Consider the following 23247-nt stretch of genomic DNA (forward strand, 5'->3'; position numbering starts at 1 on the left):
AAGGGGAGAGGGATTTTTAGCTTTCCACGACTATATGAAGATAAATACCATTTTTAAGCTTGTTTCCTGATGGTTTTTGCACAGTTGGATGAACAACAAGCATATACTCTTGCCCTTTGATTAAAGGCTGTGTAGGAGTAACCAGTAAGGAGCTTCCTTGATCGACTATTGTGGTAATCGGAATTTCATTTCCGCCTAAGGCGACAAGTTGTACGCTGCCTTCAGGGATGGATGTTGACAAGGATTGTGAGAATTTAACTGTAAATGTTTTCGTAGTAGGTACATTTTTTAAACTAGTTAACTCTTGATAGTCTGTATATTGTGCTTTGATGGCATCATAATGCGCCTGAAAAATAGGTGCAGAGTTTGTTTGAATGTTGGGCTTAACGCCAATTTCATTTATGACATTGCCAGCAGGACCTGTAAATTTACCGACAGTAAGTTTTAAATAGCTACCATCTTGCAATTCGTAGAACCCTTGCATCGCACCTTTACCGTAAGTAGTTTCGCCATATAAAATAGCCGCTTGTTGATCTTGTAAGGAAGCTGCAAGCATTTCAGAGGCACTTGCGCTATACCGATTCACAAGAATACGTGTATCTGCTGGGAATTTCACATTTTGATGAGTAGCACGCACTTCGTAAGAGGCATGAGCTTCTTGTAATAAGTAGGCGATTCTTGCTTTAGGAAATAAGCCTGTAAGTTGTTCAGCAGTGGTCACATATCCGCCACCATTGTTTTGTAAATCCAATATAAAGGAAGTAGCACCACGTTGCTTTAGCTGGATAAGGGCATCCTTCACTAATTGTGCACCGTCTTCAGAAAAAGATGACATGCCAATATAGCCCACATCTCCAAATAGTAACGCAGATTCTACATTTGGTAGTGTAAACTTTTTACGAGTTACTGTTTTTGTTGAAGTAGTGCCATCCTCATGTAAGAGTGTCATAGTTACTTGTGATCCTTCCTGACCAATCAGCAGTGAAGAGACTTCCTGTGTAGAACGACCAACAATAGAGTGATTGTTGATAGCGATTATGATATCGCCAGCCACAACACCAGCGGCAAAAGCCCCGCCATCGTCAATTACTTGTAAAATATGAATGCCATCTTCATGTTCTTCGATCACTACACCAATTCCAATCGTAGATAAGTTGATGCTATTCATGAAATCTTCAAATTCCTGCTTTGTGAAATATGTTGAATATGGATCTAGCATGTCGATGATTTCTGGGATTGTTTTTGCATTTTGTAAATTACCACTCATAGTACCAACATAGTTTTCTGCGATAATTTCCTTTATTTCTTCTACAAGCGGTTCACTGTTGGCGGCAGAAGCATTAGCCAATGGAAAGATGAAAAAGCTAACAATGAAAAGCATAGACCACAATGCTTTTTTCATAAGACACCTCATTTCTAATACCCTTTATTATACATGAATTTCCATATATCTGCGAATAAGAAAAAGACACGTCTGTAAAAGAAAGACGTATCTTTTAAGCTTTTATTATTTTTTGGAAATTTTATGAATGATAAAGCCAACGATTGCGCCAAAGATTGCTGGTACAAGCCAGCCTAGGCTCTGCTCATACAATGGCAAGGCATTTAAGAAATTTTCATAAGGAACTATTTCGATTTTCATCAGTTTTAAGCCATCGTAAAGACTAACCATAAACGTTGGGATTAATGCTAAAATATAAACTATTTGTCCACCTTTAAAGAAGTTATCTAAAAGCGACAACACCATCAATACCATTGCTAATGGATAGATGATCAAAAGTACAGGAAGAGATGTGTTAATAATTGTAGATAAGCCAACGTTTGTAATCGCTAAACTGAAAATCGTGAAAACGATTAAAAATGTTCTATATGAAATTTTGGGGAAGAGTTTATTGAAAAACTGTGCATTGGCAGTCAATAAACCGACAGCAGTCGAGATGCAAGCTAGTAAAATGGTAATTGATAAAATAATACTTCCTAGATTACCAAAAAGTACGTCAGCCGACTTAGCAATGATGATACCACCATTATCTGATACACCAATGGCATCAACACTTGTATTTCCGATATAGCCAAGTGAGATATATACAAATGCTAAACCAATTGCTGCAACGATTCCTGCAAAAATCGTTGTTTTGACTTGTTTTTTAGTATCAGACATACCCATGCCTCGTAAAGCCTGTAAAATAACAATACCAAAAACAAGTGCACTAAGCACATCCATCGTTAAGTAGCCTTGAATAAAGCCTTCAGTAAAAGGCGAAGTTGTATATTTTCCAACAGCTAAACTAGATTCGCCCATTGGCGTTACAAAGCTTTTAATTGCTAGTAATAAAATAACAATCAGTAGTGCAGGGGTTAATATTTTTCCCACGCGATCTACAAGTTTAGAAGGGTTTATGGCTAAATAAAGTATTAATGCAAAAAATATAACAGAAGTTATGAATAGTGGAGCCCAGTGATTTGCTGCTGTTTCTGAAAGAAACGGTGCAATGCCGATTTCATAGGACACAGAGCCTGTACGTGGTACTGCGAAAAATGGCCCAATTGCTAGATAAACAATCGATGTGAAAATGATACCGAAAACTGGGTTAACACGATTAGCAAGTAGTTGTAAATCGCCACCTGCTTTGGCAACAGCGACGATAGCAAGTAGTGGTAAACCTACACCAGTTATTAAGAAACCAATCATTGCTACTGTTATATGTTCTCCTGCTTGTTGACCTAATAATGGTGGGAAGATAATATTTCCTGCTCCTAGGAATAAGGCGAAAAGTAGTAATCCTACAGCTAGATTCTCTTTGATGAATTTCATAAAAATTAAAAACTCCTTTATTAGTGAAAAGATTAAACTTTCTAAAAATTTTAAATACAGAAGTGTATGTTATCATATGATTGATAATCATGCAACGAGTTAAACGTTGTAAAGTAGTCGGATTCTGTAGTATTTTATAAGATTGATAATTTGTTTGAAAAATAGTCAGTATTTCCGATTTCTGAATACACAAATTTTTAGTATGATAGACACACAAGGAAATATTCTAGCATGAACGGAGGCAATTTGATATGCAAAAGTCAAAAAAATGGAGAATTCTTGCTTTAAGTACTATTGCGACTTCATTTTTCGCAATACAAACGGCAGAAGCGGCGACATATACAGTACAAAAAGGGGATACATTATCCAAAATCGCCCAAAATCATCAAGTAACCATTCAAGATATAAAAAAATGGAACAATCTATCACATGATACGATTTACGTTGCACAAAAACTAGAAATTACTAAACAGACGAATGGTGAAACAGTAAAGCCTTCGAAACCATCAACACCTGCACAACCAACAATTGCCGCTCATACAGTAATGAAGGGCGATACGCTATCGAAAATTGCTAAACAGTATAATGTAGCACTAAATGACATTAAAATGTGGAATGGACTAGAAAAAGATACAATTTATATTGGACAAGTGTTAAAGATTTCTCCAGTAGCTGTCATCCCCGACGAGGATACAATACATAACAATGTGACTTCAGGTGCGGGTACATCAACAACTGAAACGACAAAAGATCCTACAGCTAATGGACAAGCTATTTATAAGAAAACAGTAGAAATAGCTAATAAGCTAGTTGGGACACCCTATCTATATGGAGGCAACACACCAGATGGACTAGATTGTAGTGGGTTTATTTTCTATGCATTTAACCAGAGTGGGTTAAAGATTGGAAGAGATAGCAGTGAAGGTTACTATTCTAGTAGTACCACTAATGTGAAGAATCCAGTAGCTGGAGACTTAGTATTCTTTGAAAATACTTATAAAGAAGGCATTTCTCATATGGGTATCTATCTTGGGAATAATAAGTTTGTTCATGCAGGTACAGAGGGTGTTGAAATTTCTGATGTTACCTATTCTTACTGGTCAAGTAGATTAGTAGCTTATAAACGATTTGATTTAATGAAATAATTCAAAAACGATCTCAGCTAAATGTTGGGATTGTTTTTTTTATGATCATATATAGACAGTACATACAGTTATTCGGATTCGCTGATAGAGAGGAAAGGAGATTCTCTTTGGTAGAATGCTACAATTTTTAATAGATATAAAAAAACTCCCCCTTAAGGAAGAAGAGAGGGGGAGTTTTAATTTATTGTGTTACACGAGCTGTCCAGCGAGAAAGGTCAGCCCCTTTGGGATTCACTAATTGCGATGGGAAAATAAACGTCCAAGGTTTCGTAGAGTTTGGTTGCACTGTTAAAACAGGTTCCATTTTAAATGAGCCTTTAGCTATTTGTATGCCTCTAGCATCAATAATTTCTATAGGTAGCTGTTCTAGGTTGATAGCTTTACTATGTCCATTACGAATAAAAATAGAAACATTTAAACTTCCGTTATTCGCGAATTTGGCTTGTAGGCCTGTGAAATTAACTTCTGTTTCACCTAGTTTTGGTAGAGTTTTTACGATTTTCGCAAGCTCCTCTTTCTGTTCAGCAGGTAATTGCTCTTCCCAAGTTGGATCTAATTCTAATTGGTGGTCACGTAAAGATACAAGGTTAAATGCGATCTTCCAACCTTCTTCAGGAACTTCATCAACTTTTATTGTTGATTTTTCAAATTCAAATACCCAAGGGCGAGTACTTTCAGCTGGAATTGTCCCAAGTGCTTTAAAATCAAATTTCTTGGATGCGACAAGCTCATCATTTTTATCCATAATGAATAATTCAATTTCTCCAAGCTCAATTGCTTCTGGTAAAGATGAGCGGAAAAAAGCACGAACGAGCCAGTTTCCAGAACTTAGGTCTTCATCAATACTAATAGAAGAAAGCGATAATTGATTCGGTTTTAATGGTTCTAGTTCATTAGCAAGGAAATTGAAAATGTATTTTTGCTCTTGTGGAACATCCCATTCAGGATGGAATGATAATTTTGTTACGACATCACGGTTATCCCCGTTATTAGTAGAATCAGTTCCTAATAATTCGTTAGAGTCGATTGTGTTCTCTTGAACGACTTTGTCGGATTTTTTAAAGAATGAAAATAAGCCCATTAATGTTAGTCCTCCTGTTCAGCTTCAATCATTTTCATGAAGCCTGTGATTTCGATAATTATAGAACGACGTAGTTCTTGGAAATTTTTAGCGAATAATTCTAGACCTTCCCGTTGATAAATACGCATTGGATCCTCTTGTTGGTAATGGCGTAAGCCGATACCTTCTTTTAAATGAGCCATTGCTTCTAAATGTTTCACCCAGCCACTATCCAAATAGCTAAGCATTACTTGGGGAATAACTGCCATAACACGGTCATTTTCAGCGAATTTTTCCATTTTTGCAGTTAGCTCATCAACTGGCTCTTGTAGTGAATCTAGTATAGGAATTACTTTTCCTACTTCTCTATCAATTGTGACGGGAGATAGGAAAAGACTATTTAAAGATCGCTCCATCCCATCATAATCCCATTCTACAGAAGGCAATTCATCTGGCGCTGCATCTCGTACCGCAAAATCAACAGTTTCGTAAAACATTTGCTTCAATTGTTCTAATAAATCTTCACCAGCTAAAATTTTGTCACGTAGCCCATAAATTACTGTACGTTGATCATTGATGACATCATCTAATTTTAAATTGTATTCGCGCATGCCGTATTGTGAGCCTTCAACGATGCGTTGTGTGCGATCAATAAGCTCTTGTACATCTTTGTTTTGGATGACATCATTTTCATCGGTAATCATTTTTGCAGAGAACTTTTCAACGTCTTCTTTTGCGTAGCGACGGAACATATCATCTTCAATAGAGAGAATAAAGCGGCTTTCACCGATATCGCCTTGACGACCTGAACGACCGCGAAGCTGATTGTCCACTCGGCGGCTTTCATGTTTTTCAGTACCGATGACATATAGACCACCAAGTGCATGCACATCTTCACCTAGCACGATATCTGTACCACGTCCAGCCATATTTGTTGCTACTGTAATACGTCCTTTTTGACCTGCTCCAGAGATAAGTTCTACTTCTTGTTCAACTGTTTTTGCATTTAATAACTGGAACTTTAATCCTTCTTTTTTTAAATAATCTGCCACAGTTTCAGATTGTAGAATAGAAGTCGTCCCAATTAAAATAGGCTGTCCTTTTTCATGTCGACGTTTAGCCTCTGCGGCAACGTGTTTATATTTAGCCTCTTGTGTTTTGAAAATCATATCAGGTTGATCGACACGTTGACGTGGACGGTTTGTTGGAATTTGAATAACTTCCATACCGTACACTTCTCGAATTTCCTTTTCCTGTGTTTTCGCCGTACCCGTCATCCCAGAAAGCTTCGGATACATGCGGAAATAGTTTTGAATCGTAATTTGTGCTTGTGCTTTGTTTTCTTCAGTAATGGTTACACCTTCTTTAGCCTCAATCGCTTGGTGCAAGCCATCCGAAAGTGAACGACCTTCTAAAATACGACCTGTGAACATATCGACAAGTTCAATTTTGTCATCTTTAACGATGTAGTCAACGTCGCGCTTGAACATAACGTGAGCACGAACAGCTTGGATAACATAGTGGTAAAGTGTTTGGTGTTCAAGGTCATATAGATTATCAACATTGAAGGCAGCTTCTACCTTTTCAATACCTTTATCTGTTAAAGATGTAGCTTTTGTTTCATCGTCAAAATCATAGTCTTCTTCTTCTTTGAAGCGTTTAGCTAGCATGGATGCAATGCGGTGTAGTTCATCGTTCGCAGGCATTTTACCAGCAATAATTAGTGGTGTTTTAGCTTCATCGATTAGTACGCTATCCACTTCATCAATAATTGCGAAGTGGTAGGCACGTTGAACTTTATCAGCCAGGCTATGTGCCATGTTATCACGCAAGTAGTCGAAACCAAATTCTGTACCGACACCGTATGTAATATCAGCGTTGTAGGCTTGTTTTTTTGCCTCTGGCTCCATCATTGGCACGTTTAGGCCAACCGTTAAGCCAAGGAAACGATGTATTTGTCCAACAAGCTCAAAGTCACGCTTGGCAAGATAATCATTTACCGTAATAACGTGAACACCTTTGCCTTCTAATGCACGTACATAAGATGGAAGTGAAGCGACAAGCGTTTTCCCTTCACCTGTAGGCATTTCGGCAATATTTCCTTCAGTTAGTACAAGACCACCAATAAGTTGTACATCAAAATGACGCATACCTAATACACGTTTTGAGGCTTCGCGTACGACAGCAAATGCGTCTGGGATGATTGATGTAATTGGTTCACCTTGTTCTAAACGATCCTTGAAAATAAAAGTCATTTCTTTTAATTCATCATCTGACTTGTTGACATAATTTTCTTCAAGATTATTAATCTGCGCTACTATTTTATAATAGCGTTTTAATTGACGAGCACTTGTTTGCTCGTTAGTACGTTTAAAAATTGAGAACATGAATTTACGCTCCTTTAAAGTTGTCTAAATGCTAGACACTTCATTATTCTATCAAATTTTACGAATGGTGACTACATTTGACATAAAGCATACGGACATAATAATAGGGAAATATGTCATTTGTGAAATGGTGGAAAATAAATAGAAAAAGTATATTTCACAGCTTGTTCGTGCTATAATCAAAATGGTTTAAAATGTAGATTATTTTTTTTGAGGAGGAGAGACATGCTTTACGTGTCTTTAATAGCAGCGTTTGTTGCTTCCATTTTGTTAACTCCACTAGTTAAACGTTTAGCGTTCAGAATAGGTGCTGTTGACGCGCCGAACTATCGAAAAGTACATGCAAAAATTATGCCGAGACTTGGCGGATTGGCAATTTTCCTTGCGTTTTTAATTGGAGTGGCTATGCTATATCCGTTTTTAATAAACGCACTACCTAGGTTGAAGATTAGTGAATATGGTTTAATTGCAATTATTATCGGAGCTGCCATTATCGTAGCTACAGGTGTTGTTGATGATATGCGTGAAATATCAGCAAAAGCGAAAATGCTTGGCCAACTGATTGCTGCACTGATTGTTATCTTTGTTGGCGGTATTCAAATTGACTATATTAACCTACCATTCATTGGCGAATTGGATTTTGGCTTCCTAAGTATTCCTTTAACGATCCTGTGGATTGTTGGTATCACCAACGCCATTAATTTAATTGATGGTCTAGATGGTCTAGCTGCAGGTGTTTCATCGATTGCCCTTATTACATTAGCTGGTATGGCCATTATTATGAACAATATGTTTGTATTAGCGATTGCAGCCATTTTAGCTGCAGCAACAATTGGCTTCCTATTTTATAATTTCCATCCGGCGAAAATTTTTATGGGCGATACTGGCGCATTATTCCTTGGTTTTATGATATCGGTATTAGCATTACTAGGTTTTAAAAACGTCACATTTATTTCGTTAATTATCCCAGTTATTATGCTAGGTGTTCCAATTTCTGATACATTCTTTGCCATTGTTCGTCGTGTGCGTATGAAGAAAAAATGGTCAGATCCAGATAAATCCCATCTACATCATCGATTATTGGACATGGGTTTTACGCATCGTCAAACAGTACTCATTATTTATGGCATTGCCATGATGTTTGGGTTAGCCGCTATCATCTTCTCAATGGCAAAATTATGGGGTGCTATTTTACTCATCGCAGTTATTTTAACGGCCATTGAAATTTTTGTTGAAGTCATCGGACTTGCAGGTAAAAACTATAAACCGCTCTTAAATTTTGTGCGGATATTTAATAAATAAAAACGCAGAAAGCAATCTTGCACATAGTGTAGGATTGCTTTTTTTTTGTGGTTCGGGTAGCCAATTAGACGTTTAAGGGACTCAGAATGGATCTCAGGAAAAGGAGCTAAATCAGATGGACAAGCTAACAGCTCAGGTGAAGGGAGCAAGCGCTCAGGTAACCAAGAGAACCGCTCAGCGGCAAGGAACGAACGCTCATATAACTAAGAATATCGCTAAATGAGCCAGGGCAAACACTTCAAGTAGTAGACCGCAGAAAAAAGAATGACAGCAATCAAAACATTAAAAAGCCTTTCCGCCATCGAGATTGATGTTGGAAAGGCTTTGGATGTTTATTGTACTGTTGAAGGGTTGTCTTCGGCAGCTGCGCTATCTTTACCAGTATTACCGCTTGTTAGGCTGGATGAAGAACTATTTAAGTTGAGATGGTTTTTCAGTGTATTTGTTACTTCATCTACTGATTCTTGATTTAATTGATAGTAGTAGACGCCTGTAGACATATCATCCGCACCATCTAGCGTTAACGAGTCTATGCGCGGCATACCTTGTGTTAAATACGATAAGAACGATTTCATTTCACTAAATGTCATATCAGTCTTCATATTATCACCGATTGCTTTAATGACATCATCATATTTAGAAATGGCACCCACTGACGCCACTTGTTTAATAATCGCCGATAAAATTTCTTGTTGACGTTTACCACGTTCGATATCATTGTCTTGCTTACGTGTACGAGCAAGTGCTAGTGCTTCACTACCGTTCAAATGTTGTAAGCCAGGCTGAAGGTTGATTGTATTGCGGTCGAATTCATCCTTCTCATGTAAAGCATATGGCACCTCCACTTCGACGCCACCTAATGCATCAACGACATCAATAAAGGCATTGAAATTCATACGTACATAGTAGTCGATTGGTATATCGAATAGACCTTCGACCGTTTCGATTGTTGATAGTGTACCACCTAATGCATGTGCATGTGTAATTTTATCTTTATAGCCTACTGAAGGAATATTAACATAAGAATCACGTGGGATACTTAGCATTTTAATGGTCTTTGTTTTATTGTTTAAAGTTGCTAAAATGAGCGCATCTGAACGCGAGTTTTCGGAACCTTGGCCACGATTTTCACTATCATCAACACCAACAAATAAAATGGAAACATTATCATGCACCGGTTTTACTTTTTCTTCACGTAGTGTAGAAACTTCACGGCCTTCTAATACCTCATGCGCTGAGTCTGCCGCATGTTCAGCTTGCTTCGTGATATAGACACCGTAAGCAGTGACACAAATTAGTAAACTAGCAACGAGCAGTAAAGCCACTTTGATCATTAAGGAAGCTTTAGACGACCTTTTTTTCTTTTTATAATTGTTTCTTTTCATAATTTATATATTCTCCTCTAAATTTTGGGAATAATGAAGCGTTTAATATAACTTGAGTTCTACTGTAATACATTGGGGACGAACACAAAAAAATTTATTCAGCTAAGCCTTTAGTGGATGCCACATATGTTTATTGTTAGTACAAGCGACATGACAAATTAATAAGAGCTAAAACTAATCGCAAGTTTGCGTCTATGTGTTAATTACTAACTGGGGTATATCACGTTACATAAAACTAGTTCGAAATTACGCTTATCTTATGACTATAAAATAGCTCAATATTAAAATTATACTATGGATATTCAGTGTTCGACAATTAAAACTATTTTATTTCACAACAAATTCGATAAATTGTGCATTCTCGAATGTAATATTTGCTTGACCGTTAGTAATTTCTGTTACCCAATTTCGGAACGAATCTTCTTGCTCTTTTAGCACAGAAACGATGATGTCGACACCTTCTTGGTAACGAATTTCTTCTAATATATAGGAAGAACTGCGAATCTCGTTTTCTACTTTTCCTAGCCATGTGTAGTCGATGGCAATTTTCATAATATGATGTAACTTGCGTTCTACAACTTGTGCAGCTAGTAAGCCTTCAGTTGAAGCTTTTCCATAGGCACGAATAAGACCGCCACCGCCTAGCTTTATGCCACCGAAGTAGCGTGTAACGACAACGACCGTATCTTTCAGGCCTTGCTTTTTTAATACTTCTAACATTGGGACGCCAGCTGTGCCACTAGGTTCCCCGTCATCATTCGCCTTTTGAATATGATCATGCTCCCCAATTATATAGGCTGAGCAATTATGTGTGGCATTATGGTGTAGTTTTTTTATACGTTCAATAAAAGTAATTGCATCCTCTTCTGTCTCTGCACGTTCTATATAAGTGAGGAAGCGTGATTTAGAAATAATAATTTCGCTTTCTCCATATCCTTTAACAGTTAAATAGTTTTCTCTCATATGTGTCATTCTCCTTCCAAATAGGGTTATATTCTATAATTTTCATTAAGAAAAAGCATTAAATTTTATGATTGTGATGCTATAATAGGTGTAGACTTATGAAAATTGGTCTTTCAAAATAGTATGTAATCATAAGGACATTAGACTGGAGAGTACACTATGTTTTCAAATGATACCTTCGATTTAGAGTCGCTTGATGACGTATTTAATCGAATGTTGGATACAATAATGAGCTCCAAAGATGATATTTTCATTATAAGCGAACAAAGTCGTTTAAGCTTCGAAGATATGCAAAAAGAGCTAGAAATTGTACGAAAACAAATATCAGTTGTCATCGATGAAGGCGATGCTTTAGAAAAAAGTACGCAGCTTGCAAAGCAAAGACTTGTGTTAGTGAGTAAAGCATTTGATAATTATACCGAAGAACAAGTTAGAGATGCATACGAAACGGCACATGATTTTCAAGTGAAGCTATCAGTCATTAAAACACAAGAAAAGCAACTACGCGACAAAAGAGATGACTTAGAGAGAAGATTAAGAGGATTACTCGATACGATTGAACGTGCTGATCATATTGTCAATCAAGTGAATGTCGTTTTAAATTATTTAACATCTGATTTAAAAAATGTTGGATTAGCGCTTGAACAAGCAAAAATGAAGCAAGATTTTGGAATCCGTATAATCGCTGCACAAGAAGAGGAGCGTAAACGGTTATCAAGGGAAATTCATGATGGTCCTGCTCAAATGTTGGCAAACGTATTAATGCGCACAGATTTAATTGAGAGAACGTATCGTGAAAAGGGCATTGAAAATGCTTTGGCAGAAATAGCTGATTTAAAGAAAACGGTGCGTAATGCATTATCTGAAGTGCGTCGTATTATTTACGATTTACGACCAATGGCGCTCGATGATTTGGGGATTATTCCGACATTAAAGAAATATTTGTCGACAGTGACTGAATATAATCCAGGTGTCGAAATTCATTTCCAATCAAGAAGCACTGAACAACGTATTCCTTCAAACTATGAAGTATCCATTTTCCGATTAGTGCAAGAATGTGTAACCAACGCTATGAAGCACGGGAAATGTAAGGATATATGGGTTAAGCTAGAATGGTTGAGCAATGCGGTAAATATCGTCGTCAAAGATGATGGCGTAGGATTTGATCCACGCGGCGTCAAAGACCATTCATTTGGTATTTTAGGCATGCGTGAACGAATTGAAATATTAGATGGTACAATCTCAATTGATAGTGAGATAAATCGAGGCACAACGGTCCTATTTAAAATTCCGTTAGAAGTAGAGTGAAGCAATTTGTTGCAGAAATTTAGGGGGTAAAAGACTTATGACGAAGATTATTATTGTAGACGATCACCAGCTATTCCGTGAAGGGGTAAAACGTATTTTAGATTTTGAAGATACGTTTGATGTAGTTGCTGAAGGTGACGATGGCACAGATGTTGTAAATTTATATGCAGAAAATCAACCAGATGTGGTATTAATGGATATTAATATGCCAGGCAGAAATGGTGTAGAAGCAACGGCAGACTTAATTTCAGAATTTCCAGATGCCAAAGTAATTATGTTATCCATCCATGATGATGAAACTTACGTTACACATGCATTGAAATCAGGTGCGCTTGGTTATATGTTAAAAGAAATGGATGCTGATGAAATTGTCGAAGCAATTAAAGTAGTAGCGAACGGCGGTTCTTACCTCCATCCAAAAGTAACAAAAAATTTAGTAGCAGAATTCCGTCGTCTTTCTGAGCATGAAAACAAGGGTAACTTCCATCAAACAGAAATTCGCCGTCCATTCCATCTATTAACAAAACGTGAATGTGAAGTATTGCAACTACTGACTGATGGACAATCAAACCGTACAATTGGTGAGACGTTGTTTATTTCGGAAAAAACTGTTAAAAACCACGTTTCAAGCATTTTACAAAAAATGAACGTAAATGACCGTACACAAGCTGTTGTAACAGCTATCAAAAACGGCTGGGTTGAAGTTCGATAATTGTATAGCAATAACAACAAAAGCTGTTTTTAAAAGCTACTTTAAAGATGAAGTAGTTTTTAAAGCAGTTTTTTTACATTCAGCAAATATGTCTGAAGGCATAAAGCCTCCGAACGCAATTTTTGCTAGAGGCATAATTGATTGTGCAACATTTTAGAGCTTATAGCGTCATAAGAAAGATGTAACAACTAAAAGTTGAAAAAGCGCAACAAAATTCCTACGAAAGCATTTATATGCTACAATATTGCGCGGGAGGTTTTAAGATGTTAAAGAAAAGTATTCTAGCAGTTTTAACCTTATTCGTGTTGACTGCCTGTGGTAATAAAAACGACGATTTAAGTGCAGAAGAGCGTGACCAAGTCATTGAGGAAGGTACAGTAGGCTTTGAAATGATGGGAGAAGACATAGAAAAGGCTGAAAACGTGCCAGCAGAAGACGAAAGAGCAATTATAGCGGCATTTGATGAATATATTGCAGCTCTAAATGCGGAAGAAATAAATCGTTATATGCAAACAATATCGAAAGACCCAAAAGGTTTTAATTATGATGAAGAGAAAACGTATGCAACTGACGTTTTCAACCAATTTGATATTAAGCGTGACGTGGCAAATGTAACGATCGCGAAATATGATGAAAAAGAAGCGCAAGTTTTCGCTAACATGACAATGCACTCTCTACAGCTTGAAACGAAGGTCGAACATGAAAGTGCTGGGCGCCAAGTAACAGTTTTCGTTAAAGAGGATGGAGATTGGAAGGTAACAAGCGTCTTTTATATTGGAGACGACACAAAATCAAGCACGGGTAAATAGAACAAGGGGAATTTAATTCCCTTTAGCATACATAGGTAATGAATGTGAAATTTCGCCTGTATTCGGCAAAGTTACTTGTAGGATATGGCTAAATCTCTAGCGGATGTCATGAATTTTGAGTGGTGTGAATTGTACAAGCCAAATCAAAGTCTGAACATGACTACCTAGAGGTAAAATTGATTTCACATTCATTTCTTTTTACTGTAAACTATGGAACATAGGAGAGTGGACATGGATGAGGACGGCAATCGTAACAGATAGTACTGCATATATTACGCCTGAGGAACGTGCACGCTTAAATATTCGTATGATTCCGTTAAGTGTAAACATCGCAGGCGAATTATTTGCAGAAGAAATTGATATTACGGCATCTGAATTTTATGATAAAGTACGTGGTGCAAAGGAATTCCCAAAAACAACGCAGCCACCAGTAGGAGAGTTTGCGGCACTCTTTGAAGAACTGGCAAAAGATTATGACGAGGTAGTATCCATACATTTATCGAGTGGCATAAGTGGTACATATCAAGGAGCGGTCCAAGCAGGCGAAATGGTGGATAACATTGATGTGTACTCATTTGATAGCGAGATTTCTTGTGCTGTCCAAGGGTTTTATGTATTGCGCGCAGCAGAAATGGCTGCGGAGGGCTTTTCAGCAAAGGACATACTTGCGGCATTAGCGGACATGCAGCAGTATATTCGTGCTTACTTCATTGTAGATGACTTAGCGCACTTACAACGTGGAGGGCGTCTGTCTGCAGCAGCAGCCTTAATTGGTGGCTTATTACAAGTGAAACCAGTTCTACATTTTGTGGACAAAGTGATTGTGCCATTTGAAAAAATTCGCACACGCAAAAAGGCCCTAAAGCGTGCCGAAGAATTGCTAGCTCAAGATGCTAGCAAGTACGAGGCAATGGATGCTGCAGTCATTCACGGCAATTGTCAAGCAGAAGCCGAAGAATGGATGGCCCAGCTTGCTGCAAGCTACCCGAACGTAAACTTTAAATTAAGCTATTTCGGCCCAGTTATCGGCACTCACTTAGGTGAAGGTGCAATGGGGCTTGGCTGGACCAAAAAATAACGTTTATATGTAAACAGTCTCTACAGATTATTGTAGGGACTGTTTTTTGTTTGGATGGCAGACAATGCTGATAGGATGACGACCACCGCTGGTAGCAGAGAGAATCGCCAGTGGAAAGGTGAAAATTGCTGATAATATAACAAGAATCGTCACTATAATAGCGAACATCGCCGGTAACAATGTAGGAACCGCTGATAAAATCGACAATCAACGATAACAACTGAAATACTGATAGAAAAATAATTACAAGGTGAAAGGAGCTAAATAATATGAAATACAAAGGATGGTTATTACCACCTGCATTACGAGATTTTCATGAGGGACGCATTTGGCTAAGAGAGCATTCACCAATTGCAGAACAAGATCTAAACCGGGCAATCGAACGAAACTACTTTAATATAATAGAAGGTATTCAACAAATACCTCATTTAAAATGCAATCGATGTCATAATGACAACCCCCAGCAATTTACAACGTTCGACTGTTCAAAATGTCGGCAGCTATGTGTTTATTGTAGACATTGCCTTGCTATGGGGAGGGTTAGCAGTTGTACACAGTTAGTGATATGGAGAGGTCCACGCGCAATAAGGCCAACAAGGCACTTATTAGCATGGACAGGACAATTTACCGAACTTCAACAGCAGGCAGCAGATGAAATGCTAGAAAGTGTAAAAGTAAAACGATCGCATTTAGTACATGCCGTGTGTGGAGCTGGTAAAACGGAGTTACTTTTTCCAGTTGTCCATTTTGCATTGCAAGAAGGCTTACGGGTATGTATTGCGACGCCGCGAACAGATGTGGTGTTAGAATTATTTCCACGCTTTCACAAAGCTTTCCCACAAACGACTATCCATGCATTATATGGGGGCGCTCCTCAGCAACAAGGTTACGCCCAGCTTATCATGGCAACGACCCATCAGCTATACCGTTTTGAGCAGGCTTTTGATGTCATGATTGTCGATGAAGCTGATGCATTTCCCTATATATTTGATGAAACATTAAAAAGAGCTGTGCACAAAGCTAAAACAGCCGAGGCGCCGATACTTTTTGTCACAGCAACCCCATCGCAAAAGTTACTGAATCAGTACCAAAACAGTAGCTATTCTTTTATTCCGAAGCGCTATCATAATCATCCATTACCTGTACCGCGCTATAGTTCGTTATGGGGCTATGAAAAAAAGCTGAAAAAAGGCGTAATTCCGTTGAAGCTGAAAAAGTGGACAGAGGATCGTCTTACGCAAAAAGAGCCATTCCTAATTTTTTTACCAAAAGTGGAGTTAGTAGATATAGCTGTATCAATTTTTCAAGCATTACATTCGGATATATTAGCGGTACATGCTGAGGATCCTGAACGAAAAGAAAAGGTACTCAAGCTACGCAATGAAGAAATTCCTGGATTATTAACGACGACCATTTTAGAAAGAGGTATTACCATAAAAAATGTTCAGGTTGCTGTTGTCGGGGCAGAATCTTCTATTTATACGTCAAGCGCACTGATTCAAATAGCAGGTCGTGTTGGGCGAAATATAGCTTTTGCAGACGGCGATGTTGTATTTTTTCATCACGGCATTACAGTGGAAATGGATGAGGCACGAGCTAAGATACAATACAACAATAAGATAGGATTCTCACTATGAATAAAAAGGAAACACATTGCTTACTATGTGCTCAGCTTCTGCAATCAGAACCTTCATGGAAAACACTTTTAACCAAACAATTCCCCCCATGCATATGCAAGAAATGTGCATCTCGATTCGAACATGCCCCGTCCCCTACAGCATTGTACCAATATAATGACGCCATGAAAGACTATTTGCATCAATATAAATTCCTTCAAGACGTGGCGCTGGCCAAAGTATTTCGTCAGGAGCTACAGGATCAATTCAAACATGAAAAATCGCCTATTATCCCAATACCGATGCATCCCTTAAAACAAAAAGAGCGTACCTTTTCCCATATGGAGGAACTACTAAAAGCCGCAAAGATTCCCTATATTCAACTATTAGAAAAAACAACGGCCGAAACACAAAGCTCGAAAAATAGAGAGGAACGATTACAAACGGCGTCACTTTTTCAGTTATTACCTAGCGTAACTGTAGCATATAAAGAATATGTCCTTTTTGACGATATACAAACTACAGGAACTACATTACGACATGCCACAGAAATTCTACTACAAGCTGGTGCCAAAAATGTTCGTAGTTTCACTTTAATTAATGGATGAAAATGAAAAAGCATCATGTATAATAGATAGAGCAAATTGTATAGTATAATTTAGCCAATTTATCCCGCAGTAACGGTCAGTAAGACGCCCACCTTTAGTGGGAAGATTAGAGGGGCGATCAACTGACCGTAAAAGCCCGATTGATTCAACTAACAATCAGTGGGGATGAAGAACCCCCCACTGATTGAAGTTTCACTTTATCCCGCAGTAACGGTCAGTAAGACGCCCACCTTTAGTGGGAAGAGTAGGCGATCAATCAACTAACCGTAAAAGCCTGATTGATTCAACTAACAATCAGTGAGGGATGAAGGACACCCCCACTGAATCTGACTGAAGTTTCACTTTATATAATGATTATCATGCAAGAGGAGGAAGAGTAGATGGCAGAGGTTCGCAATTGTCCAAAATGTAATGAATTTTTTAATTATATAGGGGTAAGAGAAGTTTGTCATAAATGCGCTCAATCTGAAGAAGAATTATATCAAATCGTTTATCGCTTTTTGCGTAAACGGGAAAACCGGGCAGCAACTGTTGAGCGTATTGTGGAAGCTACAGGAGCAGAAGAAGAACTATTATATAGATGGGTTCGAAAAGGTCGTTTACAACCTGCGATGTTCCCAAACTTAGGTTATCCATGTGATAACTGTGGTCATTTAACGACAACGGGAAAACTCTGTACAAAATGCCAGAACGAATTAAAGTCAGATCTTCGCACATTTGATGCGGCAAAGGAATTCCGTGATGGTGTTGCACAACGTGACCGTGTAACATATCATTCTGATCGCAAAAGATGAAGACGGAGGAGACGAACTTTAACTATGTGTAGCAAAAGCTTCTCTCACTATAGTTGATAAAAATACAGTTTTAATAGCTCACTCTTCAACTAAAGACACCATTTTGCTGTTACCAGTTCGAGTAGTGAACTGTGTCAAAAGTAAAAATAGTATGCTAGGAGTACTCCTCGCATACTATTTTTACTTTAAGGTAAAAAATAACACGACACCCGGAAGGAAACGTAAACAAGTTACGGGGCTCATGCCATGCACCGAAAACTTAGCGGGATTTTTACCCATATAAAAAAATGGTATTTATTACTTAAGATATTTTTTAGATAGCACCTTCTCTTTTTTTATGTTTGAAACTTAACATTGTGTGAGAAAGTCCGAAATAATAGGAAGATAAGCTTTTTAGATAAGGGGGGCAGACATGAAAATTACATCTTATGGTGTGAATGCGGTAAACGCCTATAAAAATCAAGTGCGCAATGTAAAAGCAGGTGACAACAAAGCATCTTTCGCCGATAAAATTGAAATTTCAAAAACAGCGCAGGAAATGCAAGGTGTATCAACATATAGCGCCGAGCGTGCGGAGCGCGTGCAACAATTAAAAGCAGATATTGCTTCTGGTGATTACAAAGTAAATGCACGCCAAGTTGCAGAAGATATGCTGAAATATTATCGTTTCTAGGGAATAACAGAAAGGGTGTTTAGCAATATGTCTGTAGAAGCGATTTGTTCTACATTAACAAAGCTAGAAAGAATGCATAAAAGCTTACTTGAACTAGCCTATAAAAAAACTGAAATCATTAAATCCGGCAATATCGAAGCACTGGACCAAATGCTCAAGGATGAGCAGGCACATGTAGCGGCCATCGATAAGCTCGAGCAACAGCGTCAAATACAGGTAACGGACTACCTTGAAGCAAAAGGATTTGCTTCTACTGACAAAATGACTGTCGCTGATGTCATCGAGGCTGCTGAACAACAAACTGAAAAAGACACACTGTCAGCAGTGCGCAATCGATTAATGCTAATCATAGAAGACTTACGTAAACAAAATGATTTAAATCAAAAGCTAGTGTTTCAATCACTACAATTCGTCAACTTGACACTAGATACACTACGTCCGCGTCCCGAGCAAATGAACTACTCGGGCAGTGAGGTGCGCGGCACAAATACAGTTGCCAAAAAATCATATTTCGATTCACAAGCATAGGTTTTTGCGCCTGCGCGAAACTAATTGCTAGATTTTTTTGGACGTTACTATAGGGAGGAAAAAGAATGCGCTCTACATTTATGGGTTTAGAAGCAAGTAAACGTGGTTTATTCACACAGCAAACTGCTTTATATACAACAGGACACAATATATCGAATGCCAACACGCTTGGCTACTCTCGTCAACGAGTAAATATGCAAGCAACACCAGGTTTTCCAACAGCCGGCTTAAACCAACCTGTTTATCCAGGACATCTTGGGACAGGGGTAGAAGCGGGATCAATTCAACGCATTCGTGATGAATTTATTGATCGTCAATTCCGCCAAGAAACAAATAAGTTTGGCTATTGGGAATCGAGAACAAAAGCCATTTCTCAAATGGAAGATATTATGAGTGAACCTTCTGAATTTGGTTTAGATAAAGCATTTGAACAGTTTTGGAAGGGGCTAGAAGACGTTGGTACAAAGCCAGCCGATGCAGCTTCACGGAAAGTTGCCATCAGACGTGCTGAACATTTAGCTGAATCATTTAATTATATGGATACACAATTAAAAACGATTCAAGGTAACTTAGGTAAAGAGATTAACGTTTCCACTACGCAAATCAATACAATACTTAAACAAATTGCAGCTATTAATAAACAGATTCAAGAGGTTGAGCCGAATGGTCATGTCCCAAATGATTTATATGATGTCCGTGATGTTTTAGTTGACAAGTTAAATGAATATATCCCAGTGTCTATTGAACGCGTGCCTTCTGGTGGGAAAGCTTCTGAAGTAGCAGAGGGTAGTTTGAAAATTACTTTTAAAGGTGCTGACGGAGTTGTAAGAGATTTAGTGGATGGAAAAGATTTTGCTCAATTCACTGTCATGGGGACAAATGGTCAAGTTACAGGGGATGATATTACAAATGTTTTCTCTGAAATGCAGTTAACAGGTGTAGAATCCTTAGAGGCACATGAAGCAGGTACTGTAACAAGTACACAACAAGTAATTAAACAAGAAGACTTTGACGCTTCGAAAGGGAAGTTATTGTCCTTAATTAATTCTTATGGCTATCAAAGTGCAAATGGTGATATAAAGGGCTATTATCCAGAAACATTAAAAAAATTAGACCAATTAGCCGATGCATTTATCAAAGAATTCAATGATCTTCATGCACAAGGCTATACGCTTGAAGAAAAGGACTCAGCAGGAAATATTATAAATCCATCAGCTAACGGTGGACAGTTCTTTGAAGGTAGTGGTGCAGGCGGTATTAAAGTAACTGACGCCATTTCAAATAATCCAAATCTTATCGCCGCAGCTTCAGGTGCAGCAGAAGAAGGTGATGGTAAGCATGCGTTCGAGCTTGCCAATATGCAACATAAACTGTTTGCGGATATTGGTAATGCTACTATGCAAACATTTTATCAAGGGGTTATTGGACAGATTGGTGTAGATGGTGAGGAAGCACTGCGTTTATTTTCAAGTTTTGAATCACAACGTCTTATGGTTTCAAATAGTCGTGACGCTATGAGTGCAGTATCTTTAGATGAAGAAATGACGAATATGATTACCTTCCAACAAGCCTATAATGCCAATGCGCGGATGATTACTGTTGTTGATGAAACGCTAGACAAAATTATCAACGGTATGGGTCGTGTAGGACTATAAGGGTTAATTTTACTATACAAGTATTAGCAAATCGGAGACACATTACTCCGACTTAAAAGAAGGGGGTTTTTGCAATGCGTGTAACACAATCAATGCTTTCAAATAATATGCTACGAAATTTAAGTAACAGTTATGGTAAGATGTCTAAACTTCAGGATCAGATAAACTCAGGTTCTAAAATTACTCGGCCGTCAGATGATCCTGTAATCGCAGTAAAGGGGATGGGCTATCGCCGTGATTTAGCTAAAGTTGAGCAATATACACGAAATATGATTACAGCAAATAGTTGGTTAGATTCAACAGATGAATCTCTTAATCAAGCTGGCGAACAAATGAAACGTGTTCGTGAACTAGTTATTCAAGCTGCTAATGATACAAATACACCAGAAGAACGCGAAAAAATTAAAATGGAGATTGATCAAATCCGTCAGCAACTTCAGGATGTGGCAAACACAAACGTAGGAGGTAGCTATTTATTTAGTGGAACGAATACAAATCAACCATTATTTACGCTAGCATCCGGTGGTAGTAAAGAGATTAACCCAGCGCTCAATGGGGCGAATAATTCTGTAAACATAGAGATTTATGATGGTATTCAACTTCAAGTGAATACCCCAGGAAAAGATTTATTTAAAGGTATAGATGATATGATGGGTAAAATCTCTGATTTACTGGGTGACCCAACCAAGACTGGTTCAGATATTGGGGATTTACTTGGTGGTGTTACATCGACAAGTACAAGTGACGATATTACAGCAATGCATAACAAAATTCTTGAGGCTCAGGCTGACGTTGGTGCACGCCAAAACCGTGTGGAGATGATGGAAAATCGTCTCGGTATTCAAGAGGTAAATGTAACAAAGCAGTTGAGAGATAACGAATCAGTTGATTATTCAAAGGCAATTACTGAAATGGTCACAAATGAATCCATTCACCAGGCAGCATTATCAGTAGGTGCTAAAATTATTCAACAAACATTAGTAGATTTTATTAGATAGAAAATAACATCAGAAGTATTTAACTAATTTTCCCTTGGAAGTGTCAGAGGCATACCTTAGTGACTTTATCCGCTAATATGGAAAGCGTTTGGACATTATGTTACATGTTCAGGCGCTTTTCTTGAAAGGAAAGAAGATAATGAGACTCCCTCAAATTCAAATTCGCACTACTGATGCACAAATAGATCTTAGTATCTCAAAGCCGCAGCAGTATATCAAACAACCTAAAGCAACTCAACATATCGAACAGCCTGCAGCAATTCTAGATATTAATACAACACGTGGTGTTTTACGTGTGGATTCGTCACAGGCCAGACGTGACCTAGGTTTAATTGGACCGATTGAATCAACTGCAAATTATGCCGAGAGAGGTAAACAAGAGGCTCAGCAGGGAATGGCACGGAGAGTAAAAGAAGGCCGTGTAATGATGGAGAATGCCGGCAAAGACCAAGGACGTGCAACTATTCAAAACATCGCTAAACAAAATCATGGTCCACACCGTGTACAATTCAATATTAAATTTGTGCCATCCATTGGCTCGGTAAAAATCGATTACACACCAGGTACGACAGATGTCAATATTCAGCGAAGAGAGCCAAAAATTGACGCGCAAGTGAACAAACCAATACATGAATACACACCAGGTAAAGTAACTGGTACATTAATACAAAGACCAGATGTTGACATTGATGTCATTATCTAAAGGAGTGCTCGGAATATATGAAAATTGCTACGAAATTTTTAGGTGAAGTGGAAATTACTGAACAAGACATCCTTACGTTTGAACATGGCTTATTAGGTTTAGAGGATGAAAAGAAATTCGTATTACTACCTATTGATGCAAACCTCCCACTAGCATTACTACAATCAATTGAGCACGTAGAAATTGGATTTGTTGTCGCTTATCCATTTGCATTCAAAAAGGACTATAGCTTTGACATCAGTGAAGAAGATCGTGAGCAATTACAAATAGGAAGAGAAGAAGATGTCCTTACATATGCTATTGTTACAATGAAGGAATCGTTCCAAGACTCTACTTTAAACCTACTTGCCCCTATAATTCTAAATGTGCATAATAGTTGTGGTAAGCAAATCGTTCTCCAAGATAACAAATCCTATCCATTACGCTTTCCAATGCTTACTTTGGAAGGAAGTGCGAAATAATGCTAGTGCTGTCTAGGAAAAAAGACGAATCTATTATGATCGGCGACCAAATAGAAATTAAAATTTTAGCAGTTGACGGCGATCAGATTAAACTTGGCATTGTCGCCCCGAAAACAGTTAAAGTACACCGTTCAGAAGTTTTCGAAGCGATTCAAGCGCAGAATAAGGAAGCACTCTCCTCATCGTCAAGCTTTTTGGAGCAATTGAAGAAAAAATAAAAATATAAAAACAAAAAAGAGCACTACTC

General features: G+C 38.0%; 22 protein-coding genes. 16 read left to right on the forward strand and 6 right to left on the reverse strand.

What is annotated here, in order from left to right:
- Positions 1 to 16: 16 nt before the first annotated feature.
- Positions 17 to 1402, reverse strand: coding sequence for a S41 family peptidase (locus tag C9J31_RS03435; protein WP_107947444.1), 1386 nt, complete (start codon positions 1400 to 1402; stop codon positions 17 to 19).
- 105 nt (positions 1403 to 1507) lie between these two features.
- Positions 1508 to 2815, reverse strand: coding sequence for a branched-chain amino acid transport system II carrier protein (brnQ, locus tag C9J31_RS03440; protein WP_107947442.1), 1308 nt, complete (start codon positions 2813 to 2815; stop codon positions 1508 to 1510).
- A gap of 251 nt (positions 2816 to 3066) precedes the next feature.
- Here brnQ and C9J31_RS03445 point away from each other — a divergent pair, with 251 nt between their 5' ends.
- Positions 3067 to 3960, forward strand: a complete 894-nt coding sequence (locus C9J31_RS03445; protein WP_107947440.1) for a C40 family peptidase — start codon at positions 3067 to 3069, stop codon at positions 3958 to 3960.
- 181 nt (positions 3961 to 4141) lie between these two features.
- Here the strand turns inward: C9J31_RS03445 and C9J31_RS03450 are convergent, their stop codons facing one another.
- A complete protein-coding gene (locus C9J31_RS03450; protein ID WP_107923602.1) occupies positions 4142 to 5041 on the reverse strand; it encodes an accessory Sec system S-layer assembly protein in 900 nt (299 codons plus the stop codon).
- Between the two features lie 5 nt (positions 5042 to 5046).
- Positions 5047 to 7407 (reverse strand): accessory Sec system translocase SecA2, encoded by a 2361-nt coding sequence (gene secA2, locus C9J31_RS03455; protein ID WP_107947438.1) that lies wholly within the window; start codon positions 7405 to 7407, stop codon positions 5047 to 5049.
- A gap of 225 nt (positions 7408 to 7632) precedes the next feature.
- Between secA2 and C9J31_RS03460 the strand changes: the two genes are divergently transcribed.
- Positions 7633 to 8709: a glycosyltransferase family 4 protein gene (locus C9J31_RS03460; protein ID WP_107947436.1), complete on the forward strand. Its 1077-nt coding sequence runs from the start codon at positions 7633 to 7635 to the stop codon at positions 8707 to 8709.
- A gap of 332 nt (positions 8710 to 9041) precedes the next feature.
- Here the strand turns inward: C9J31_RS03460 and C9J31_RS03465 are convergent, their stop codons facing one another.
- The gene (locus tag C9J31_RS03465; RefSeq protein WP_054767425.1) at positions 9042 to 10094 is read right to left on the reverse strand and encodes an LCP family protein; all 1053 of its coding nucleotides are present in this window, start codon (positions 10092 to 10094) and stop codon (positions 9042 to 9044) included.
- A 327-nt stretch (positions 10095 to 10421) separates the two neighbouring features.
- Positions 10422 to 11057, reverse strand: a complete 636-nt coding sequence (locus C9J31_RS03470) for a YigZ family protein (RefSeq protein WP_107947435.1) — start codon at positions 11055 to 11057, stop codon at positions 10422 to 10424.
- Between the two features lie 159 nt (positions 11058 to 11216).
- Between C9J31_RS03470 and C9J31_RS03475 the strand changes: the two genes are divergently transcribed.
- From C9J31_RS03475 to csrA, 14 genes are all read left to right on the forward strand, one after another.
- The gene (locus C9J31_RS03475; RefSeq protein ID WP_107923597.1) at positions 11217 to 12365 is read left to right on the forward strand and encodes a sensor histidine kinase; all 1149 of its coding nucleotides are present in this window, start codon (positions 11217 to 11219) and stop codon (positions 12363 to 12365) included.
- A 37-nt stretch (positions 12366 to 12402) separates the two neighbouring features.
- On the forward strand, positions 12403 to 13077 hold the full coding sequence (locus C9J31_RS03480) for a response regulator transcription factor (RefSeq protein WP_107923596.1): 675 nt from the start codon (positions 12403 to 12405) through the stop codon (positions 13075 to 13077).
- A gap of 263 nt (positions 13078 to 13340) precedes the next feature.
- On the forward strand, positions 13341 to 13886 hold the full coding sequence (locus tag C9J31_RS03485) for a DUF3225 domain-containing protein (RefSeq protein ID WP_107947433.1): 546 nt from the start codon (positions 13341 to 13343) through the stop codon (positions 13884 to 13886).
- A 235-nt stretch (positions 13887 to 14121) separates the two neighbouring features.
- Positions 14122 to 14964: a DegV family protein gene (locus tag C9J31_RS03490; RefSeq protein WP_107947431.1), complete on the forward strand. Its 843-nt coding sequence runs from the start codon at positions 14122 to 14124 to the stop codon at positions 14962 to 14964.
- Positions 14965 to 15233: 269 nt separating this feature from the next.
- Complete coding sequence (locus tag C9J31_RS03495) at positions 15234 to 16601, forward strand: ATP-dependent helicase ComFA (RefSeq protein ID WP_107947429.1); 1368 nt, start codon at positions 15234 to 15236, stop codon at positions 16599 to 16601.
- On the forward strand, positions 16598 to 17188 hold the full coding sequence (locus C9J31_RS03500; RefSeq protein WP_107923593.1) for a ComF family protein: 591 nt from the start codon (positions 16598 to 16600) through the stop codon (positions 17186 to 17188). Before C9J31_RS03495 ends, C9J31_RS03500 begins: the two co-directional genes overlap by 4 nt.
- 380 nt (positions 17189 to 17568) lie before the next feature.
- Entirely contained in the window at positions 17569 to 17982 is a 414-nt protein-coding gene (locus C9J31_RS03505; RefSeq protein WP_107923592.1) for a TIGR03826 family flagellar region protein, read from the forward strand.
- Between the two features lie 412 nt (positions 17983 to 18394).
- Positions 18395 to 18655: a flagellar biosynthesis anti-sigma factor FlgM gene (gene flgM / locus C9J31_RS03510; RefSeq protein ID WP_054767427.1), complete on the forward strand. Its 261-nt coding sequence runs from the start codon at positions 18395 to 18397 to the stop codon at positions 18653 to 18655.
- A gap of 27 nt (positions 18656 to 18682) precedes the next feature.
- Positions 18683 to 19183 (forward strand): flagellar protein FlgN, encoded by a 501-nt coding sequence (locus C9J31_RS03515; RefSeq protein ID WP_107947427.1) that lies wholly within the window; start codon positions 18683 to 18685, stop codon positions 19181 to 19183.
- Between the two features lie 65 nt (positions 19184 to 19248).
- Complete coding sequence (flgK, locus tag C9J31_RS03520; RefSeq protein ID WP_107947426.1) at positions 19249 to 20838, forward strand: flagellar hook-associated protein FlgK; 1590 nt, start codon at positions 19249 to 19251, stop codon at positions 20836 to 20838.
- A 74-nt stretch (positions 20839 to 20912) separates the two neighbouring features.
- Positions 20913 to 21836, forward strand: a complete 924-nt coding sequence (flgL, locus tag C9J31_RS03525; RefSeq protein WP_107947424.1) for a flagellar hook-associated protein FlgL — start codon at positions 20913 to 20915, stop codon at positions 21834 to 21836.
- A 139-nt stretch (positions 21837 to 21975) separates the two neighbouring features.
- Positions 21976 to 22539, forward strand: coding sequence for a DUF6470 family protein (locus tag C9J31_RS03530; protein WP_107947422.1), 564 nt, complete (start codon positions 21976 to 21978; stop codon positions 22537 to 22539).
- 17 nt (positions 22540 to 22556) lie between these two features.
- Entirely contained in the window at positions 22557 to 23000 is a 444-nt protein-coding gene (gene fliW, locus C9J31_RS03535; RefSeq protein ID WP_107947420.1) for a flagellar assembly protein FliW, read from the forward strand.
- On the forward strand, positions 23000 to 23218 hold the full coding sequence (csrA, locus tag C9J31_RS03540) for a carbon storage regulator CsrA (protein ID WP_107947418.1): 219 nt from the start codon (positions 23000 to 23002) through the stop codon (positions 23216 to 23218). The genes fliW and csrA overlap by 1 nt, the downstream gene beginning before the upstream one ends.
- Positions 23219 to 23247 lie beyond the last annotated feature (29 nt).

The sequence above is a fragment of the Lysinibacillus parviboronicapiens genome, assembly GCF_003049605.2.
GTDB classification, from domain to species: domain Bacteria; phylum Bacillota; class Bacilli; order Bacillales_A; family Planococcaceae; genus Lysinibacillus; species Lysinibacillus parviboronicapiens.

Excerpts from the sequence above, each read along its gene's own strand:
- C9J31_RS03435 (WP_107947444.1), bottom strand. The coding sequence starts at position 1,402 with ATGAAAAAAGCATTGTGGTCTATGCTTTTCATTGTTAGCTTTTTCATC.
- brnQ (WP_107947442.1), bottom strand. The coding sequence starts at position 2,815 with ATGAAATTCATCAAAGAGAATCTAGCTGTAGGATTACTACTTTTCGCC.
- C9J31_RS03445 (WP_107947440.1), top strand. The coding sequence starts at position 3,067 with ATGCAAAAGTCAAAAAAATGGAGAATTCTTGCTTTAAGTACTATTGCG.
- C9J31_RS03450 (WP_107923602.1), bottom strand. The coding sequence starts at position 5,041 with ATGGGCTTATTTTCATTCTTTAAAAAATCCGACAAAGTCGTTCAAGAG.
- secA2 (WP_107947438.1), bottom strand. The coding sequence starts at position 7,407 with ATGTTCTCAATTTTTAAACGTACTAACGAGCAAACAAGTGCTCGTCAA.
- C9J31_RS03460 (WP_107947436.1), top strand. The coding sequence starts at position 7,633 with ATGCTTTACGTGTCTTTAATAGCAGCGTTTGTTGCTTCCATTTTGTTA.
- C9J31_RS03465 (WP_054767425.1), bottom strand. The coding sequence starts at position 10,094 with ATGAAAAGAAACAATTATAAAAAGAAAAAAAGGTCGTCTAAAGCTTCC.
- C9J31_RS03470 (WP_107947435.1), bottom strand. The coding sequence starts at position 11,057 with ATGAGAGAAAACTATTTAACTGTTAAAGGATATGGAGAAAGCGAAATT.
- C9J31_RS03475 (WP_107923597.1), top strand. The coding sequence starts at position 11,217 with ATGTTTTCAAATGATACCTTCGATTTAGAGTCGCTTGATGACGTATTT.
- C9J31_RS03480 (WP_107923596.1), top strand. The coding sequence starts at position 12,403 with ATGACGAAGATTATTATTGTAGACGATCACCAGCTATTCCGTGAAGGG.
- C9J31_RS03485 (WP_107947433.1), top strand. The coding sequence starts at position 13,341 with ATGTTAAAGAAAAGTATTCTAGCAGTTTTAACCTTATTCGTGTTGACT.
- C9J31_RS03490 (WP_107947431.1), top strand. The coding sequence starts at position 14,122 with ATGAGGACGGCAATCGTAACAGATAGTACTGCATATATTACGCCTGAG.
- C9J31_RS03495 (WP_107947429.1), top strand. The coding sequence starts at position 15,234 with ATGAAATACAAAGGATGGTTATTACCACCTGCATTACGAGATTTTCAT.
- C9J31_RS03500 (WP_107923593.1), top strand. The coding sequence starts at position 16,598 with ATGAATAAAAAGGAAACACATTGCTTACTATGTGCTCAGCTTCTGCAA.
- C9J31_RS03505 (WP_107923592.1), top strand. The coding sequence starts at position 17,569 with ATGGCAGAGGTTCGCAATTGTCCAAAATGTAATGAATTTTTTAATTAT.
- flgM (WP_054767427.1), top strand. The coding sequence starts at position 18,395 with ATGAAAATTACATCTTATGGTGTGAATGCGGTAAACGCCTATAAAAAT.
- C9J31_RS03515 (WP_107947427.1), top strand. The coding sequence starts at position 18,683 with ATGTCTGTAGAAGCGATTTGTTCTACATTAACAAAGCTAGAAAGAATG.
- flgK (WP_107947426.1), top strand. The coding sequence starts at position 19,249 with ATGCGCTCTACATTTATGGGTTTAGAAGCAAGTAAACGTGGTTTATTC.
- flgL (WP_107947424.1), top strand. The coding sequence starts at position 20,913 with ATGCGTGTAACACAATCAATGCTTTCAAATAATATGCTACGAAATTTA.
- C9J31_RS03530 (WP_107947422.1), top strand. The coding sequence starts at position 21,976 with ATGAGACTCCCTCAAATTCAAATTCGCACTACTGATGCACAAATAGAT.
- fliW (WP_107947420.1), top strand. The coding sequence starts at position 22,557 with ATGAAAATTGCTACGAAATTTTTAGGTGAAGTGGAAATTACTGAACAA.
- csrA (WP_107947418.1), top strand. The coding sequence starts at position 23,000 with ATGCTAGTGCTGTCTAGGAAAAAAGACGAATCTATTATGATCGGCGAC.